Raw genomic sequence first — 16,893 nt, 5'->3', positions numbered from 1 at the left:
GTATCGGAGCAATCGATGGCGTACGCCCGGCCTACTTCAGGCCGGCCCCCGGCAGCAGCTCCGTGGCCCCGAGGGAATCGGCGATGAACGCGTAGTCCCAGGCCCGCTCGCGCCACTGTACGTACCGGCCGGAGGCGCCCCCGTGTCCGCCGTCCATCTCGATCTTCATGACGATCGGCTCGGTACCGGTGGTCTTGTTCCGCAGCTCCTGCACCCACTTGGCCGGCTCAACGTAGAGGACCCGGGTGTCGTTGAAGGATGTGACGGCGGCAATCTTGGGGTAGGCGGCCGGGCGCACGTTCTCGTAGGGGGAGTAGGACTTCATGTACTCGTAGACACCGGGATCCGTGATGGGGTTGCCCCACTCCTCCCACTCCAGGGCGGACAGCGGCAGCTCCGGATCCAGGATGCTGGTCAGCGGGTCCACGAACGGCACCTGGGCCACGATGGCGGCGTACTTCTCGGGTGCCATGTTCGCCACGGCACCCATCAGCAGGCCTCCGGCCGAACCGCCCAGGGCGGCGATCCGTGACGGGTCCACCCAGCCCGAGGCCGCCAGCCAGTCGGTGGCGTCCACGAAGTCGGTGAACGTGTTTTTCTTGGTGAGCTTCTTGCCGTTCTCGTACCAGTGCCGGCCAAGCTCCCCGCCGCCGCGGATGTGGGCGATCACGAACACCACGCCGCGGTCCAGCAGCGAGAGCCGCGCAATGCCGAAGCCCGGGTCCATGCTCATCTCGTAGGAGCCGTAGCCGTACACCAGGCCCGCCGCCGTCGAATCCTGTTTCACGGCCTTGTGCCGCAGCACTGACAGCGGGATCCGGGTGCCGTCTGCAGCGGTGGCCCATTCGCGGGTGGCCACGTAGTCGTTGCCGTCATAGCCGCCCAGGACCGGGCTTTCCTTCCGCAGGAGCAGTTCGCCTGCCGGCATCTCAGGGGTGGGCAGGACAAAGTCATAGATGCGCGACGGCGTGAAGTAGGACGTGTAACCCAGCCGGATCACGGGTGCCTCGTAATCGGAGCCGCCCACTCCCGCGGTGTACAGCTCTTCATCGAAAGCGGGCTCAACCGGGGCCTCCTGCGCCGGAGTACCCAGCCCGTCCAGCCCGATGACCTGCACCCGTTCAATGGTGTCCTTGCGGATGGACACGATGAGGTGCGTGGAGGTGACGCCGGCCCCGTTGACGCGGACGTCGTCCGAATGCCCGACGACGGTGACCCAGTCCTGCCCGGACAGCGGCCTGGCGAGCTCGGCCGGGTCCGCCAGGGACACCATGGAGTTGATGGCGCCGCGGTTGTGCGTGAGCAAGATGCGTTCGCTGGCGTTGCCGTCCGGGCCGGTGAGGAGGAACGGCTCCGCCTCGTAGAGCACCCGCTCGTTGCGGGAGATGACGGTGGTCAGTTCCTGGGCGGGGTCGTCAAAGCGGAGCAGGCGCGTCTCGCTGTACTCCGAGCATCCGATGCCCAGCACCAGGTATCGGCGGTCGGAGGACAGCTCGAAGCCCAGCCACATGGCGGCGTCGTCCTCCTGGTAGATGACGACGTCCTCGGCCACGGGCGTTCCCAGGGTGTGCGCCTTCACCTGGTAGGGGCGCCAGGAGTCGTCCACCACGGTGTAGAAAATCCGGGTGCCGTCCGGCGAGAAGGCGACGCCGTAGAAGATGTTCTCGATGACGTCAGGCAGCAGTTCTCCGGTGCGGAGGTCCTTGATGCGGAGGGTGAAACGTTCATCCCCCGAGTTGTCCACCGCATAGGCGTAGAGGTTGCCGTCGACCGTTACGGCCGAACCTCCCACCGAGAAGAACGGCTTGCCCTCCGCCTCCACGTTGCCGTCAAGCAGGACTTCCTCGCCGGGGATTTCGATGCCCGGCTGGACAGCGGGCGGTGTCCAGTCGGCAATCTTGTCATCGGTGTCCGCGGCCCGGACCCGGCACTGGATGCCGTACTCCTTGCCCTCGGCCGAGCGGCTGAAATACCACCAGCCGTCCTTCCGGTGCGGCACGGAAAGGTCCGTTTCCTGGGTGCGGCCCTTGATTTCCTGGAAAATGGCCTCCCGCAGCGGCTCCTGGTGGGCGGTGACTGCTTCCTGGTAGGCATTCTCGGCCTTCAGGTGCTCCACAACCTCGGCGGATTCCTTGTCCCGCAGCCACTCGTAGTTGTCCACGAAGGTGTCCCCGTGGTGGAGGCGTTCGGACGGAATTTTCTTTGCTGCCGGCGGGGTAGGAACGGCGGTGGCGGAGGAGTCCTGCAGCGGAGTCTGGGTCATGCCTTCAATATATAGAGCCGCCCCGACAATTTTGCCGCCGTTCGCTACCGGGGGATAACACCGCCAAACCCCTCTCCTCCCACCCCGGACGCTCTCTCACTTGACGCTCGTTTTCCCCAACGCTCTCTCACTTGACGCCGGTTTTCCCCGGACGCTCTCTCACTTGATGCTCGTTTCCCCCTACGCTCTCTCACCCGAGGGCGCTGGTCGGCTTGAGGTGGCAGGCGTATCCTGTTCACGCCAAGGCACATCCGCCCAGCGTGAGAGGGGAAGTTTATGACCATCCCGCCAGTGCACGAGCCCGAGCCGTTCCCGCCGGAACCGGGCCCCACCCAGCCGGATCCGGCACATCCCGGCCCGCCGGCCCCCAATCCCTTCCCTGCACCCGAGCCGCCAGGGCCGCTGCCCGTACCGGACCCCGGTCCCGCACCACTGCGGCCGGACCCCACCCGGGACTGAGCCGGCGCGGCGAACACCGCCACATCCCAACCCAGGAGCAGCCGGAAAAGGGGCCTTCCGCACCATGCGGAAGGCCCCTTTTTCCGCATTCCGACGCGGATTCCGGCACCCAAAAAAAGTCCGAAAAATCTTTGGCGTGACGCTTGCGGACCTGCCTCGCCAGTGATAAAAAATCTATATCAGCCAATACAGATCGGCTGATACCAAAAGTGTTGGACCGTCTCTTACGAGGAGGGAAGCCATGTTGATGCGAACCGATCCGTTCCGCGAGCTGGACAGGCTGGCCCAGCAGGTCCTCGGCACCGCAGCGCGTCCGGCAGCCATGCCGATGGACGCATGGCGTGAGGACCAGGAATTTGTAGTCGCCTTTGATCTGCCCGGCGTCGATGTGGATTCAGTGGATCTGGATGTGGAACGGAATGTCCTCACGGTCAAGGCCGAGCGGCCTGATCCTGCGGGCAAGGACACCGAGCTGATCGCCTCCGAGCGGCCGCGCGGCGTGTTCAGCCGCCAGCTGATCCTCGGGGACACCCTGGATGCTGAAAATGTGAAGGCTACGTACGACGCCGGTGTCCTGACACTGCGGATTCCTGTCACCGAAAAGGCCAAGCCGCGGAAGATCGAAATTGAGACGAAGGGGGCAAAGCAGGAAATCGCCGCCTAGTTTCAACACAGGATCGGGACGTCGGGCACTGATTGTGTACTGCCTCTTCAGGGCGGATGGCCATTCTGAGCACGCCACAGCGCTTCCAGCGCATCGGCAGGTTGCGCCTGAACTTCCCGATACGGTGGCCCCCGGTTTCGGCCGGGGGTCGTCCCATGCCCGGACTCAGGTGTTGAGCTCCAGCATCAGGGCGGGCAGTTCGTCGGCCAGTTCGCGGGCCAGGAATCCCAGGGGGCCGAGCCTGCTGGCCAGCCGGTCCGCGGCGGCCGCGTGGAGGTGTGTTCCCCAGCAGGCGGCCTGCGGTCCCGTGGTTCCCCGGGCGCGGAGGCCGGCGATGGCCCCAGCCAGGACGTCGCCACTGCCGGATGTGCCCAGCCCGCCGTAACCGGTGGTGATCTTCCACAGCTCCGACTCCTCCGGGGCGTCCGGGCCGGACGGGCGGGCAATGAGCCCCTGGCAGCTCACCACGGCCTGGTACCTGTCGGCGATTTCCGCAAGATCCGCCGGCAGGTCTTTCAGGTCCCGCTCCAGCAGGATCTCCGCCTCCTTGGGGTTGGGCGTCAGGATCAGCCGGCCCTTCCACGGGTCACACCGGTCCTGAACGTTCACCAAAGCACCCAAAGCGAAGGCATCGAGAACGACGGCGGGCCCTCCGCCGTCGTTCTTGTCCCCGGCGGCGGCCTCCCGCTCCAGGAGGGCCCGGAGCAGGTCCTCGGCGAGGTCCGGATCGTCCAGGCCCGGGCCGACCAGGATGGCGTCAGCGCTGTCAAGGTATGACGAAATCAGGTCCAGTCCCTCACCCGTGACGGACCCGCTGGCGGTTTCGGGCAGCCCCGTGGCCCCGCACTCAGGCAGCGCCACGCCCACCTGGACGGCCACGGATTCCGCCACGGCCAGGGTGAGCTTCCCGGCACCGGCACGCAGTGCGGCCGCGCCGGCGAGCAGCGCCGCCCCCGGCGTTGCCCGCGCGCCTCCGATCACCAGGACGGAGCCGCGCGAATACTTGTCCTCTCCGGGCGCCGGCAGCGGCCAGTCGCGGAGCAGCGACGGCGTGACGAGGGTTGGCGGGGCGGTATCACTGTGGGTGGACACTGGAATCCCCTGCATGTTCGGTGACGGTGACGCCGTGTTCGGTCAGGTGGTCAGCAACGTTGAAGCTCTCCAGCGTCCAGGGGCCCTCGCCGGCAGGCCGCACAAACCGGGTGATGGAGGCATTCAGTACCGAGGTGCTGGCCGCCAGGTCCAGGAGTTCCTTCTCCGTCATTCCCTCCAGCACGTACCGGAACAGCATGATCAGGGCGTCGTGGCAGACCAGCATCACCCGGTGCCCGCTGCCGAGGTTGTTCAGTTCGTCCAGGACGGAGCGCAGCCGGAGCGCCACGTCCGCCCAGGACTCACCGCCCGGCGGCCGGTAGTACATCTTCCCCAGCCACTCGCGGCGTTCGGCCTCCTCCGGGTAGCGCTTCTCCACGCCGAGCCGGGTCAGCCTGTCCAGGATGCCCAGTTCGCGGTCCCGCAGCCGCTCATCCAGCTGGACCTTCACAGGCCAGCCCGCAGCCTCCACCGCGATTTCGGCCGTCTGGAAGGCCCGCGCGTAGGGGGAAGAGACCACGGCGTCCGGCCGGAATTCCTCGGCGATGCGGGCCAGCGCCGCGCCGAGTGCCTTGGCCTGTTCCTGGCCGGTGCCCGAGAGGTTCACGTCTGCGTCCCGGGCAGGCACAGCAATGACTTCCGCCCCTGCCATCCGGGCATCGGTGGCGGCCACGTTGCCTTCGCTTTCGCCGTGGCGGATCAGCAGAAGCTCCACCGCCCCGGCTTCCTGCACAGCCTCTGTCAGTCCGTCGTCCTTCACAAAGAATCACCCCGTCCGCGTGCCCTGCCGAATGCAGGAACACTACCAGCGGCGTACCCACGGCGCCGGGAAAATAACGGACGACGGCGGCCGGCCGGGCAGTCCGGGGTCACTCCCGGCAACGCATTGGGTTGTGTAACAACCTAGCCTGTGACACTATCTAGCCATGACCCCCGACAAGCGATGGCCCAGTGACTGGGTGCGGGCTGTGCTCCCCACCTGCATCTTGCAGGCCGTCGCCGGGAGCGAGGCCTACGGATACCAGATCATCCAGGCGCTGAAGGCTGCCGGGTTTGACGGGCTCAGCGGCGGGACGCTCTACCCGGCGCTGAACCGGCTGGAGACGGACGGTTTTGTCAGCTCCGAATGGCGTCAGGGGGACGCTGGCCCGGGAAAGAAGTTTTACTCCCTGACCCCTAAAGGCCGGCAGCGGCTTGAGGAGTCGGCCCGGGACTGGAATCGGTTTTCTGCGCTCATCAAGGACCTGCTAGAGGAAAAGAAGGCACACTAAATGTCGTCACAGGAATACCTGAAGGCCCTGGCTTATGAACTGCGCCAGCGGAAACTCAACGAAGACATGGTCAGCAGCAGGCTGCAGGAGGTCAGCAGCCACTTGGCCGAGAGCGGCGAAAGCGGCGAAGCAGCCTTCGGGCAGCCAAAAGACTACGCGGCTTCATTCCCCGCAGGCACAACCACCTCGAGGGGCGCGCGGGTGGGAAACCTTGCCGGGCTGGTTGTGATCGCGACGCTCGCTGCGTACCTGGTGCTGCGGGGGACGCTCGACGTCAGCTTCGGCATCTCCGGCACGCTCGCGTATTTTAGTGCGGTGGTGGCTGTCACGGCTGCCCTGATCGTGGCCGGCCAGCGGATGGATCGGCACCTCCCGGACCCGCGGTAACGCCGGGCCTGCCATGGCAGTTGCATCACACCGCACCGCCCTACCGCTGCGGCGTCAGCACCTTCGAGAACACCGTGGCGCCGTTGGCGTTCCGCAGGCTCACCGTGAAGGTGTCGGAGTCCAGCTGGACGTGCCCGAAGAACTGGTTCTCGCCGTCGCGCGGTGACTCCCCGGCGAATTTGCCCGCCTTGGAGAACACCACCTCGGGCCCGAACGTGCCGTCCATGGCGTTCGGGCCGAACGAGCCTGCGGCGATGGGGCCGGCCACGAACTCCCAGAACGGATCGAAGTCGGTGAACGCGGCACGCTCCGGGGAGTAGTGGTGCGCGGCGCAGTAGTGCACGTCGGCGGTCAGCCAGACGATGTTCTTCACCCGGTTCCGCTTGAAGGCGCTCAGCACCCCGGCGATCTCCAGCTCGCGGCCCAAAGGTGCGCCGGGATCACGGTTGGCCAGGCTCTCCTGGTTCACGGCGCCATCGGGCACGATAATCCCCAGCGGCAGGTCCGCGGCGATCACCTTCCAGGTCGCCTTCGACTTCGAGACCTCCCGGATCAGCCAGTCCACCTGCTCCTGGCCCAGGATGGACGTTGCGTAGGCTTCCTTGCCGTCCGTGTTGGGGGACTTGAAGGTGCGCATGTCCAGGCAGAAGATGTCCAGCTGCGGGCCGCGGCTGATTTTCCGGTAAATGCGGGCGGGCTGGTACTGGCCGGCGTCGTCGAACGTTCCCGGCCGCCAGAGCGCTGCGGAATCGGCGATGGGCATGTTCTCCTGCCATGCCTGGCGGCCGCGGGCGGCAAGGGTGTTGACGTCGCGGACGGTGTAGCGGGGATCGTCCAGGATCTCGCCGGGGTACCAGTTGTTCGTGGTCTCGTGGTCGTCCCAGTTGGCGATCACCGGGACGTCGGCGAACATGGCGCGCATATTGGCATCCATGGAGTTGTACCGGTGCCGGCCGCGGAACTCGGTGAGGGTTTCAGCTACTTTGGACACCTCCTCGGTGACCAGGTTCCGCCATACCTGCCCGTCCTTCTCCACCACGGTTTCGGCCAGCGGCCCGTCCGCGTACACGGTGTCGCCGGAGTGGATAAAGAAGTCCGGCCGGGTCTGGTGCATGGCCCGGTAGCCGCGCATGCCGCCGATCTCCTCGTTGATGCCCCAGCCCTGGCCGGCAGTGTCGCCGGTCCACACAAAGCTTTGGGCGGACGACGACGGTGCGTCGCCTCCGTTGTTCGAGTCGCCGTTGCGGCCCCGGCCGTTGTACGTCCCGGCGTCCGGAGCCGTGCGGAAGGTGCCGCGCACGCTCTCACCGCCCGCTCCGCCGTCGTCCTCGAAACTGATGTCCAGCGCGAAGCGGGTGTTGGACGGCAGGTTGCCGGCGTGGATCTTGGCGGTGAAGTCGGACGCCTGGGTGGCCCGGGGCCCCTTCATGACGCGCTCGAAGGCGCCCCGGCCGCGCAGTATCTCGCCGCCGCCGTCAACGGCCCGCAGGACAGCCGTCATCCGCCCTGGCCCCGACGCCCGCGACCACAGCACTGCAGAGTCCGACGTAACATCTCCGGTGGCAAGGCCGCTGGGCAGCGTGAGCCGTTTCCGCACCAGTGCGATGCCGGCGGGACTCTGGCGCGGGGCGGCCCGGACGGTGCCGGCGTGGGCGGACGCGGGCACGGCGGACAGCGCGGCGGCGAGGACGGATCCCTTGACGATGGTGCGGCGTGGCACGGCGGCCGGTGAAATCGAAGTCATGCCCCCACGCTGCCGCCGCCGGGCGCACGGACTCTGGCCCCCGGGTGAACGCGGGGTGCCGGGTGCCTGAACAGCCGGGAACACCCCTCCGGCAGGAACGGCCTTGGGCCGCCCGCGCGGTGCTGCCCAGCACCGTGCGGGGCCGGGCCGTTCATCGGGCGGGCGGCACTGCCCTTGCCCAACATCCCCTATGGAACGGCGAATTCGCCGATCCGGCCCTCCCGCAGTGCTGCCCCCACGGCATTGATGGCGCCGTAATCGGGAAACAGCACGGACTGGCCGGCCACGAACCCGGCTCCGGCCGTGGGCAGGGTCATGGTGCCGATGGCGTTGACGTCCAGGTTCCGCAGGCTGTAGGCGAGGATGGCGGCCTGGACCGGGTCGAAGCCCTTGTCCACGGTGAGGCAGCAGGAAGCGAAGCCCACCAAGCTGCGGACGGCGTTGACATCGTTGAGGACGCCACCCGCGGTCAGCCGGGACAGGATGGCCTTGAGCAGGATCTGCTGGTTGCGGACCCGCTGGAAGTCGCCGTCTGAGAAGGCGTACCGCTCGCGGGAAAACTCGAGCGCCGCCTGGCCGTCCAGGTGGTTGACTCCGGGGCCGAAGACGTGCCCGGTGTCGTGCGTGGACTGGAAGGGAATGGGGACGTTGACGTCGATGCCGCCCAGCCCGTCCACGAGGACCTTGAGGCCGCCAAAGTCCAGCATCAGGGTGTGGTCGATGGTGATTCCGAGCAGTTGCTGCACCGTCTGTGTGGTCATGTCGATGCCGCCGTACTGCAGCCCGGCGTTGATCTTCGCCCCGCCGAAGCCCGGGATGTCCACCCAGGTATCCCGGTTGATGGACACGATGTACAGGGTCCTGCGGTCGGCCGGGACGTGGACGAGCATCAGGGTATCCGAACGGTGGTCCATCGCTTCGCCGGTCGCCGCCGTGTGTGCCGCCGCGTCCTTGGCAACGCCGCGCATGTCACTGCCGATCACCAGCACATTCATGGGCACGGCCGGCAGGTCCGGGATGGGTTCCGGAGGCGGCGGGGGAGCAGGGGCAGGCGGAGGTGCCTCAGAAGGGGTTTCCGAGGGGGACGGTGTCTCGGATGGCGACGGCGACGGCGACTCGCTCTGCGTCGCCGCGGGCTGGGCCTCGGGGGCGGGACGGTTGAGGCTGATGACGGCGACGACGGCCACAGCCACCAGCGCAAGCGCCAGCAGCGCCGCGATCCACCGCCGGCGGCCGTGTGCCACCCAGCTGCCGCCGTGCGGGCCGGGCCCGGATGGATCGGTTGGCCCGTTGCCTCCGGGCCCGGATGAACCGGGCCCGGACGAACCAGGACCAGAGGGACCGGATGAATCAGGACCGCCAGGCATGCTCACGATGTCTCACCTCATTGTGGGTAGGTGGGATCAGTGTCAGCCCGCGAGGCCCCTGCTGGCTACAAACTTGTCCAAACTGTCATCTGCCAGGGCCCTTGAGAGCCCCGCAATGGCGTTGCGGTCCGGGATCACGATGGACTGGCCGTCTGCCGACGTTCCCGTTCCGAGCGTTGGGAGGGTGAACATCTCCATGTCGTCGGAGCGGACGTTCCGGAGCTCCAGCCCCAGCCGCGCCAGCGTTCCGGCGTTGAGGCCGCTGTCCGCGCTGACAAAGGGTGCCATGGCGCTGATGACGTTGTGGATCTTCACGGGGTTGAGGAGCGTGTCCCGGCTGAGGTTCTTCGCCAGCAGCGCCTGCAGGAAGGCCTGCTGGTTGCGCACCCGCTGGTAGTCGCCGTCGGCATAGGCATACCGTTCGCGGACGAAGTCCAGGGCTCCCTTGCCGTCCAGGACCGTGGGCCCCTTGGCGTACTTCTTGCTGCTGTGCGGCGAGACGAACGGCTGGGTGACGTTCACTTGCACCCCGCCCAGGGCGTCGGTCATGCCCACGAACCCTTCGAAGTCGATCATGGCCACATGGTCGATCCGCTGGTTGAACAGGGATTCGACCGTCTGCACCATCAGCGGGACGCCGCCGTAGGCGAGGGCTGCGTTGATCTTCGCCTGGCCGTGGCCCGGAATGTCGACCCACGTGTCCCGCATCAGGGAGACGGTGAAGATCTTGGACCTGTCCGCGGGGACGTGCACCAGCATCAGGGTGTCGGCGCGCTGGTTGGAGTTGCCGCCGGACAGGGCCTCTTCCGTGGTGGCGCCGCGGCTGTCGCTGCCCATCACCAGGATGTTCAGCATGCCGTCGGCCACGGCGTTCTGGGAGCCCTCCGCTGTTCCGGCGCCGGGCTGGCTTCCGCCCGGCCCGCCGGCATCACCGGGTGCCGGCTCTCCCGCGGCAGCGCCCGCCTGCTGGCGCTGGGGCCGGAGGGATTCCGCCGGCCAGGGAGAGTCGATGGTGGTGATCTCGGACTCGTAGATCTGTCCCAGGCTGTACAGGTAGGCCCCGAGGGAGGCAGGAACGATGATTGCCACGGCAAGGAGTACCAGCAGGATGGTCCGCAACGGGCGGCGCCTGCGGCGTTTGGCCGGCTCGGGTGCGTCTGTTGGCTGGGTGCTTGGATCGTGCAGCTGGATGCCCATTTGGGAAAATTAGCACCGGCAAAAATCCATTACATCGGGGGAATCCGCAGAAAAACCGCAGAGATAACCACAGGTTGAAACGACGACGGCGGAGGCCGGCTCAGGCGGGAACGTTCAGGCGTGCGTGGCGGAGGATGGAGACGATGGCCGGAGCCAGCTCGTCCTCCATCTGCCGGTAAACCTCGGGCGAGCGCCGGTACGGGTCGATGATGTCGTTGTCCCCTGCATTCGGCGGCAGGGACAAATGCCGGACCCCCGCTGCCCTCGCTGCCAGGCTCTTCCAGAAGGCGGTGTTGGCAGCCAGCCGGTCGCCGTCGTCGGCCGTTCCTGCAGGAGGCGTGCCCCCGCCCGATGCTGCCGCGCGCTGGTCCAGGACGTCGAGCATGCGGGCGAATTCGCGGATGGTGAAGGTGCGTTTGAGGAGCGAGGCGTCCAGCTGGAGCACTTCGCCGCGGTGCCCGGTGGTCATGGTGAGAACCAGGTCCACGCCGCGCAGGATCGCCGGGGTCAGCTGGCGGGCCGCGAAGTTGTCCGGGTCCCCGCCGAAGGTGCGCACGATGTCCGCGGAGATGGGCTGCATGGGCTCGCCCACCATGGCGCGCGTCCCCGCGCTGGTGACCACGAAACCGCCCGGCACCGCCTGGTTGAGGCCTGCCTGCAGCAGCCGCTCGGCCACCGGAGAGCGGCAGATGTTGCCGGTGCAGACGGTGAGGATTCGTACTGGTGCGGATGTGTCCAAGGGGATTTTCTCTTTCCAGCCGGTGCGCGGACCGTCCGGCCCGCACGTTTCAACTTAACACGCAACACCCGCACGCTCTCTCACTTGATGCAGCTTTTCGCCCGACGCTCTCTCACTTGACGCAGCTTTTGGCCGCACGCTCTCTCACCTGACCCAGCGGCACCGCCACGCATCACTACCAATCCGGCGGCACTGCGCCCACCATGGATGCAGGAACCGATGCGGAGGAGGGGCACGATGAGTCCACAGGACCAGCCGGAACGCGACTGCGTGATCGCCGGCGGCGGTCCGGCCGGCATGGTGCTCGGATACCTGCTCGCGGGCGCCGGCCTGAAAGTCACGGTGCTGGAGAAGCACGCGGACTTCCTGCGCGACTTCCGTGGCGACACCGTGCATCCGTCCACCGTGACCCTGCTCGGCGAGCTCGGGCTGCGGGAGAAATTCCTGCAGCTGCCCCTCACCCGGCTGCCCACCCTGGATGCCGTTGTGGAAGGGCAGCGCATCACCATGGCCGACTTCCGCACCCTCCGGGCCCCCGACAACTTCCTGGTCCTGGCCCCGCAGTGGGACTTCCTGAACTTCCTGGCCCGCGAGGCGGCAGCTTTCCCCACCTTCGAGCTGCTCATGAACACGGAGGCCGGCGGACTGATCATGGAGCAGGACCAGGTGCGTGGCGTGCGGGTTGAAACGCCCGACGGCGGACGCGAGATCCGTGCGACGCTGACCGTGGCCGCGGACGGGCGGGCGTCCGTGCTGCGCTCGGCGGCGGGGCTGGTACCGGATGAGTTCGGCGTGCCCATCGACGTGCTGTGGTTCAACCTTCCCAAACCGCCCTCGCCGCCGCCAGTGACCCTCGGGTATATCTCCTCCCGCGGGATGGTCCTCACCCTTGACCGGGGCGACAGGTACCAGTCGGGCATGGCCATCCAGAAAGGCGGACTCGATGAGCTCCGGGCTGCAGGTCTGGGCGCACTCCGTGAACGGCTCACTCGCGCGGCTCCTGTGCTGCAGCCGGTGGTTGGCACCCTGCAGGACTGGGAGCAGGTCAAACTCCTCTCCGTCCAGATCAACCGGCTCCGGCGCTGGTACCGGCCGGGCTTCATGGCTATCGGCGATGCCGCCCACGCAATGTCCCCGGTGTTCGGCGTCGGCGTGAACTTCGCCATCCAGGACGCCGTGGCGCTGTTCAACGCCATTTCGGGGGACCTGGCTGCCGGAACGGCCCCGGTGGAGAAGCTCGCGGCTGTGCAGCGGCGCCGCGAGATGCCGGTGAAAGTCATGCAGCTGATCCAGCGCAACGGGCACAAGGCCATCTCCAGGGCAGCCACGGGCCGTCGCTTCGCGCCGCGCTGGGTGGTCGCGGTGATCCGTATCGCCTCACCGCTGCTGCGCCGCTTCACCGCACGGTTTATCGGCGTCGGAATCCGCCCCGAGCATGTGAAACCGGCGGCGGCTGGATCCAGGCGATCCAGGCGCCGCCAGCCGGGCGGACGCTCTCTCACTTAACGCGGTTCCCGGACGGACGCTCTCTCACTTGACGCAGTCCCCGGACGGACGCTCTCTCACTTGACGCAGTCCCCGGACAGACGCTCGTTCATGCTCGCGAGGTAGGTGATAGAGCGTTGACCGATTTGGTGCGTTAGGTGATAGAGCGTTGGCCGATTTGGGGCATTAAGTGAGAGAGCGTCGTGGGGGGAGGGTTAGAGCCCGGCGAGCATTTCCTTCATCTCGGCGATCTCGGCTTCCTGGGACGTGGCGATGTCGCGGGCCAGCTGGATGCTTTCGGGGTGCTTGCCTGCGGCGATTTCCTGCTGCGCCATGTCGATCGCGCCTTCATGGTGTCCGATCATGTGCTCCAGGAAGAGCCGGACGGCGTCCGTTCCCTGGGCGTCCTTGAGCTTCTCCATGCCCTCAGAATCAACCATGCCGGTCATGCCGTGCCCGGAGTGGTCCGACATCATGGTGGGCACGTTCCAGTTCTTGAGCCACCCGGTCATGGTGTCGATCTCCGGCGCCTGCGCGTCCTTGATCTTGGTGGCCAGGGCGGTGACGTCCGCGGGCATGTCCGGTTTGGCCAGGATCATGTCGCTCATCTCCACGGCCTGTGCGTGGTGCGGGATCATCATCTGGGAAAAGGCGATGTCCGCAGGGTTATGGCCGGCACTGGCATCGGGCATCATGGTGGACGCGGGGCCGGAGCTGCCGTGGTTCATGGGCATGGTGCTTCCCCCTGAGCTTCCGGAGTCTGCGGCGCACCCGGCCAGGCCGAGTGAGGCTGCCAGCGCAGCGGCGACGGACAGGGCTTTGATCTTGCTGTTCATTGTGTGTTGGTCCTTCAGGAACGTAGGTGAACTGGGCCTGTGGAGGCGTGGGCGGGACCACGCAGCGCAGTCGGTTTACGTTCGGCTGATGGACAGTTCGCAGGGCGTTTTGCTGGGCGGGACGAAGGAGTAACCGGTGGTTCCGTGAGCGCCTGACGCCGGAGCCAGAAGCGCGGTGGGGTTGGCCGGGGGCGGGACGGCCGCGAGCGATCCGGTCTTGGCCAGGGGGGTGCAGGACGCGCCGCCTTCCCGCACATCCGGGCAGCCCGCGCTGCATGATTCGGAGGCGGTAAAGGCCACGCTCGCCGCGCCCACAGCGTCCGCCAGAACCGCTGCGTGCCCGGCATCGGAATGTTCGACGGCGGTGTGCCCGGCTGAATGGTCCACGGCGGCATGTTCCGCCGCGGTGTGCCCAGCGGGAGCGTGCCCGACGGCGGCGTCCCCGGCAGCGACGGCGGCGCCCGCGTGGGCTGCGTGCGAGGAATGGTCCGCGGTCATGACGTGCATGCCGAAGATTCCGGCCACGATGGCCATAACCGCAGCCAGCAGCCCCGCGCGGAGGAGGGCTGCCGGCAGGACGCTGGCGCGTGCGGTCATGCTGGTTCCTCCTCCTTCAGTGGACGGGACGGGACGGGACTGGATTGGACGGGACGGGACTGGGACGGGCCGGGTTCAGTACCTTCAACGTACCTCGGACGGGTTGAGTTTCACCCGCCGCAGCAGCTGGGCGTTCAGGGCCACCACAATAGTGGACGCGGACATCAGGACCGCCGCGGCCGCGGGGGAGAGTGCCACCCCGGCGAACGCCAGGACACCGGCGGCCAACGGAACGGACAGGATGTTGTAGCCGGTGGCCCACACCAGGTTCTGCCACATCTTCCGGTAGCTCGCCCGGGAGAGGTCCACCATGGACAGCACCGCGCGCGGATCGTTTCCGGCGAGCACCACGCCGGCGGACTCCATGGCCACGTCCGTGCCGGCCCCGATGGCGATGCCCACCTCGGCGCGGGCCAGCGCCGGCGAATCGTTGACGCCGTCACCCACCATGGCCACCTTCAGGCCGCGCGCCTGCAGCTCGGCAACCTTCTTGTCCTTGTCCGCAGGCAGCACCTCGGCGAACACTTCATCTATGTTCAGGTCCTTCGCCACGGCCTGGGCCACCTGCCGGGCGTCGCCGGTGATCATGCCCACCTTCACGCCGCGGTTCTGCAGGGCCGCCACGGCCTGGCGCGACTCCGCCCGCACCGCGTCCTCCAGGCTGACCGCCCCCAGCACGCGGCCGTCGTCGTCAATCACGTGCAGGACGGCAGCGCCGCGGTCCATCCACGCCCGGGTGGACCGGGCCAGGGCGGAAGGTTCGACGGCGCCCAGCTTGCGCAGGAGCGCGGGCCCGCCCACGTGCACGGTGCGTCCGCCCACGGAGGCCCGCACGCCCCGGCCGGTCAGGGAGCCGAAATCCGTGATGGCAGGAAGGGTGAGGTTGCGTTCCCGTGCCGCGCGGACGATGGCCCGGGCCACGGGGTGCTCGCTGTCCGATTCAACCGCGGCGGCAAGGGCCAGCAGCTCGTCGGCGTCCACGCCCTCGGCGGCGGCCACGTCCTTCAGTTCGGGTGCGCCCGTGGTGAGCGTGCCGGTCTTGTCGAAGAGGACCACATCGATGGTGCGCATGCGTTCCAGCGCCATCCGGTTCTTGATCAGCACCCCGGCCCGGGCGGCCTGTTCGGTGGAGATGGCGATGACCAGCGGGATGGCCAGGCCCAGGGCGTGGGGGCAGGCGATGACCAGGACGGTCACGGTGCGGGTGACGGCTTCCGGGATGCTGCCCAGCAGGGTCCAGGCGATGAAGGTGAGGACACCTGCGCCGGCGGCGAAGTAGAACAGGAAGGCCGCGGCGCGGTCGGCCAGGGCCTGGGCCCGGGAGGAGGACGACTGTGCCTCGGCCACCAGCCGCTGGATGCCGGCCAGGGCGGTGTCGTCGCCCACTGCCGTCACGCGGACGCGGACGCTGGTGTCCGTGGCCACGGTTCCGGCCACCACGGTGTCGCCCGGGCCGCGCGGCACGGTTTTGGATTCTCCCGTGATCATCGACTCGTCGACTTCCGCCTGCCCCTCCACCACCGTTCCGTCCGCAGGCATCCGGGCGCCGGAACGGACCAGGACCAGGTCGTCTGGCCGGAGTTCGGAGACGGGAACGGTTTCCGTGCCGGTGTCCGTAATGCGTTCGGCCTCATCAGGCAGCAGTGCCGCGAGGGCATCCAGGGCGCCCTGTGCAGAACCGAGGGCCCGCATTTCGATCCAGTGGCCCAGCAGCATGATGGCCACCAGCAGCGCGAGCTCCCACCAGAAGTCCAGGTCGAAGCCCCCCAGGCCAAGGCTGGTGACCCAGGACGCGGCGAACGCCACGGTGATGGCCATGGCGATCAGCAGCATCATGCCCGGCCGGCGGTCCTTCAGCTCCTGCAGGCCGCCTTTGAGGAATGGCTGGCCGCCGTAGAGGAAGATCACCGTGCCCAGGACGGGCGGGATCCAGGTTGAGCCGGGAAACATGGGGGCCATGTAGCCCAGGATGTGCCCCACCATGGGGCTGAAATAGACCACGGGGATGGAGAGCGCCAGCGTCAGCCAGAACCTGTTCTTGAACATGGCTGTGCTGTGTCCGGCGTGCTGCCCGTGCGTGTGGACGGCATGGTCGTCATCCCGGCGCGCGGCGTGGCCGTGGTTCTGGTGCCCGTGCCCGCTGCCTGAAGCAGCCGCAAGTTCGGTGAGGGTCCCGCTTAGGGGGCGGTCGTCGTCGTGATGGTGGTGCTGATGGTCCTGCATCGGATCCTCCTTGGAGGGCGCCGCAACCCGGGGCAGCAGCCCCGGCGCGGAAAATCAGTTGGCAGCCAGGGAGTACCCGGCCGAGGTGACGGCCTGGCGGACCGCCGCGTCTGAAACGGAGCCGGCAACGGTCAGGCCGGAACGGCCGCCGGCCACCAGGTCCACGGAGGCCGACTCGACGCCGTCAAGGGCGGAGACGGCCTTCTCCACCGTCCGGACGCAGTGCCCGCAGGTGAGGCCCTCGACGGAGAAGGTGCGCCGGGAGGGGGCAGCGGCGTCGGAATTTGCGACGGCGGCGGGCGCCTTCTGCGCGTGGCCTGCGGGGGAGCAGCAGCTGCAGCCGGTGCTGGAGGCCAGGGGAAGCTCGGTGCGGTTCGCGCTATCAAACATGTCAGTTCCATTCCTTGGTGAAGGACAATTCCTTGCTGGGCAGGTGCTGGGGTTGAACGGCTGTGACGGCGGTGCGGGGCACCGGCCTGGACATACCACTTCACTGACAACACCTTTAATATACCCCCAGGGGGTATAAGCGTCAAGGCCTCCCCGTCATCCAGATTCCGGATTGCTGC

Annotated in this window: 16 protein-coding genes; 5 read left to right on the top strand and 11 right to left on the bottom strand. The window is 67.6% G+C overall.

From position 1 onward, the window contains the following. Positions 1-31: 31 nt before the first annotated feature. The gene (locus AC4BCK_RS16120; protein WP_490566187.1) at positions 32-2,263 is read right to left on the bottom strand and encodes a S9 family peptidase; all 2,232 of its coding nucleotides are present in this window, start codon (positions 2,261-2,263) and stop codon (positions 32-34) included. A gap of 276 nt (positions 2,264-2,539) precedes the next feature. Here AC4BCK_RS16120 and AC4BCK_RS16115 point away from each other — a divergent pair, with 276 nt between their 5' ends. Continuing rightward, entirely contained in the window at positions 2,540-2,722 is a 183-nt protein-coding gene (locus AC4BCK_RS16115) for a hypothetical protein (protein WP_490566186.1), read from the top strand. A gap of 241 nt (positions 2,723-2,963) precedes the next feature. After that, positions 2,964-3,386, top strand: a complete 423-nt coding sequence (locus AC4BCK_RS16110; RefSeq protein WP_174177967.1) for an Hsp20/alpha crystallin family protein — start codon at positions 2,964-2,966, stop codon at positions 3,384-3,386. Positions 3,387-3,551: 165 nt separating this feature from the next. On the opposite strand, the gene AC4BCK_RS16105 is transcribed toward AC4BCK_RS16110, so the two are convergent. Together AC4BCK_RS16105 and AC4BCK_RS16100 are read right to left on the bottom strand one after the other, a co-directional pair. Then, complete coding sequence (locus AC4BCK_RS16105; protein ID WP_490566185.1) at positions 3,552-4,493, bottom strand: NAD(P)H-hydrate dehydratase; 942 nt, start codon at positions 4,491-4,493, stop codon at positions 3,552-3,554. Then, positions 4,462-5,238 (bottom strand): histidine phosphatase family protein, encoded by a 777-nt coding sequence (locus AC4BCK_RS16100; protein WP_174177971.1) that lies wholly within the window; start codon positions 5,236-5,238, stop codon positions 4,462-4,464. The genes AC4BCK_RS16105 and AC4BCK_RS16100 overlap by 32 nt, the downstream gene beginning before the upstream one ends. 166 nt (positions 5,239-5,404) lie before the next feature. Between AC4BCK_RS16100 and AC4BCK_RS16095 the strand changes: the two genes are divergently transcribed. Both AC4BCK_RS16095 and AC4BCK_RS16090 read left to right on the top strand, forming a co-directional pair. Next, entirely contained in the window at positions 5,405-5,749 is a 345-nt protein-coding gene (locus AC4BCK_RS16095) for a PadR family transcriptional regulator (protein ID WP_174177973.1), read from the top strand. Next, positions 5,750-6,136, top strand: a complete 387-nt coding sequence (locus AC4BCK_RS16090) for an HAAS signaling domain-containing protein (RefSeq protein WP_174177975.1) — start codon at positions 5,750-5,752, stop codon at positions 6,134-6,136. Between the two features lie 40 nt (positions 6,137-6,176). On the opposite strand, the gene AC4BCK_RS16085 is transcribed toward AC4BCK_RS16090, so the two are convergent. The 4 genes from AC4BCK_RS16085 to AC4BCK_RS16070 form a co-directional block, all read right to left on the bottom strand. Next, complete coding sequence (locus AC4BCK_RS16085; RefSeq protein WP_490566184.1) at positions 6,177-7,880, bottom strand: alkaline phosphatase D family protein; 1,704 nt, start codon at positions 7,878-7,880, stop codon at positions 6,177-6,179. A 188-nt stretch (positions 7,881-8,068) separates the two neighbouring features. Beyond that, positions 8,069-9,124 carry an LCP family protein gene (locus AC4BCK_RS16080; RefSeq protein ID WP_363940159.1) on the bottom strand — a complete coding sequence of 352 codons (1,056 nt, stop codon included), beginning with the start codon at positions 9,122-9,124 and terminating at the stop codon, positions 8,069-8,071. Between the two features lie 165 nt (positions 9,125-9,289). Then, positions 9,290-10,444 carry an LCP family protein gene (locus AC4BCK_RS16075; protein ID WP_490566183.1) on the bottom strand — a complete coding sequence of 385 codons (1,155 nt, stop codon included), beginning with the start codon at positions 10,442-10,444 and terminating at the stop codon, positions 9,290-9,292. Between the two features lie 100 nt (positions 10,445-10,544). Then, positions 10,545-11,183 carry an arsenate reductase/protein-tyrosine-phosphatase family protein gene (locus AC4BCK_RS16070; RefSeq protein ID WP_174177980.1) on the bottom strand — a complete coding sequence of 213 codons (639 nt, stop codon included), beginning with the start codon at positions 11,181-11,183 and terminating at the stop codon, positions 10,545-10,547. Between the two features lie 237 nt (positions 11,184-11,420). Between AC4BCK_RS16070 and AC4BCK_RS16065 the strand changes: the two genes are divergently transcribed. Beyond that, complete coding sequence (locus AC4BCK_RS16065) at positions 11,421-12,689, top strand: FAD-dependent oxidoreductase (protein WP_310108477.1); 1,269 nt, start codon at positions 11,421-11,423, stop codon at positions 12,687-12,689. A 194-nt stretch (positions 12,690-12,883) separates the two neighbouring features. Here AC4BCK_RS16065 and AC4BCK_RS16060 read toward each other — a convergent pair whose 3' ends face one another. The 4 genes from AC4BCK_RS16060 to AC4BCK_RS16045 form a co-directional block, all read right to left on the bottom strand. Then, a complete protein-coding gene (locus AC4BCK_RS16060) occupies positions 12,884-13,504 on the bottom strand; it encodes a DUF305 domain-containing protein (protein ID WP_490566182.1) in 621 nt (206 codons plus the stop codon). 75 nt (positions 13,505-13,579) lie between these two features. Further along, positions 13,580-14,101 (bottom strand): hypothetical protein, encoded by a 522-nt coding sequence (locus tag AC4BCK_RS16055; RefSeq protein WP_490566181.1) that lies wholly within the window; start codon positions 14,099-14,101, stop codon positions 13,580-13,582. Between the two features lie 84 nt (positions 14,102-14,185). Beyond that, positions 14,186-16,324 (bottom strand): heavy metal translocating P-type ATPase, encoded by a 2,139-nt coding sequence (locus AC4BCK_RS16050; RefSeq protein ID WP_490566180.1) that lies wholly within the window; start codon positions 16,322-16,324, stop codon positions 14,186-14,188. A 54-nt stretch (positions 16,325-16,378) separates the two neighbouring features. After that, the gene (locus AC4BCK_RS16045; protein ID WP_490566179.1) at positions 16,379-16,714 is read right to left on the bottom strand and encodes a heavy-metal-associated domain-containing protein; all 336 of its coding nucleotides are present in this window, start codon (positions 16,712-16,714) and stop codon (positions 16,379-16,381) included. Between the last annotated feature and the right edge of the window lie 179 nt (positions 16,715-16,893).

The sequence above is a fragment of the Pseudarthrobacter sp. As-47 genome, from assembly GCF_058215595.1.
This window is presented reverse-complemented; position numbering and strand designations above follow the sequence as displayed.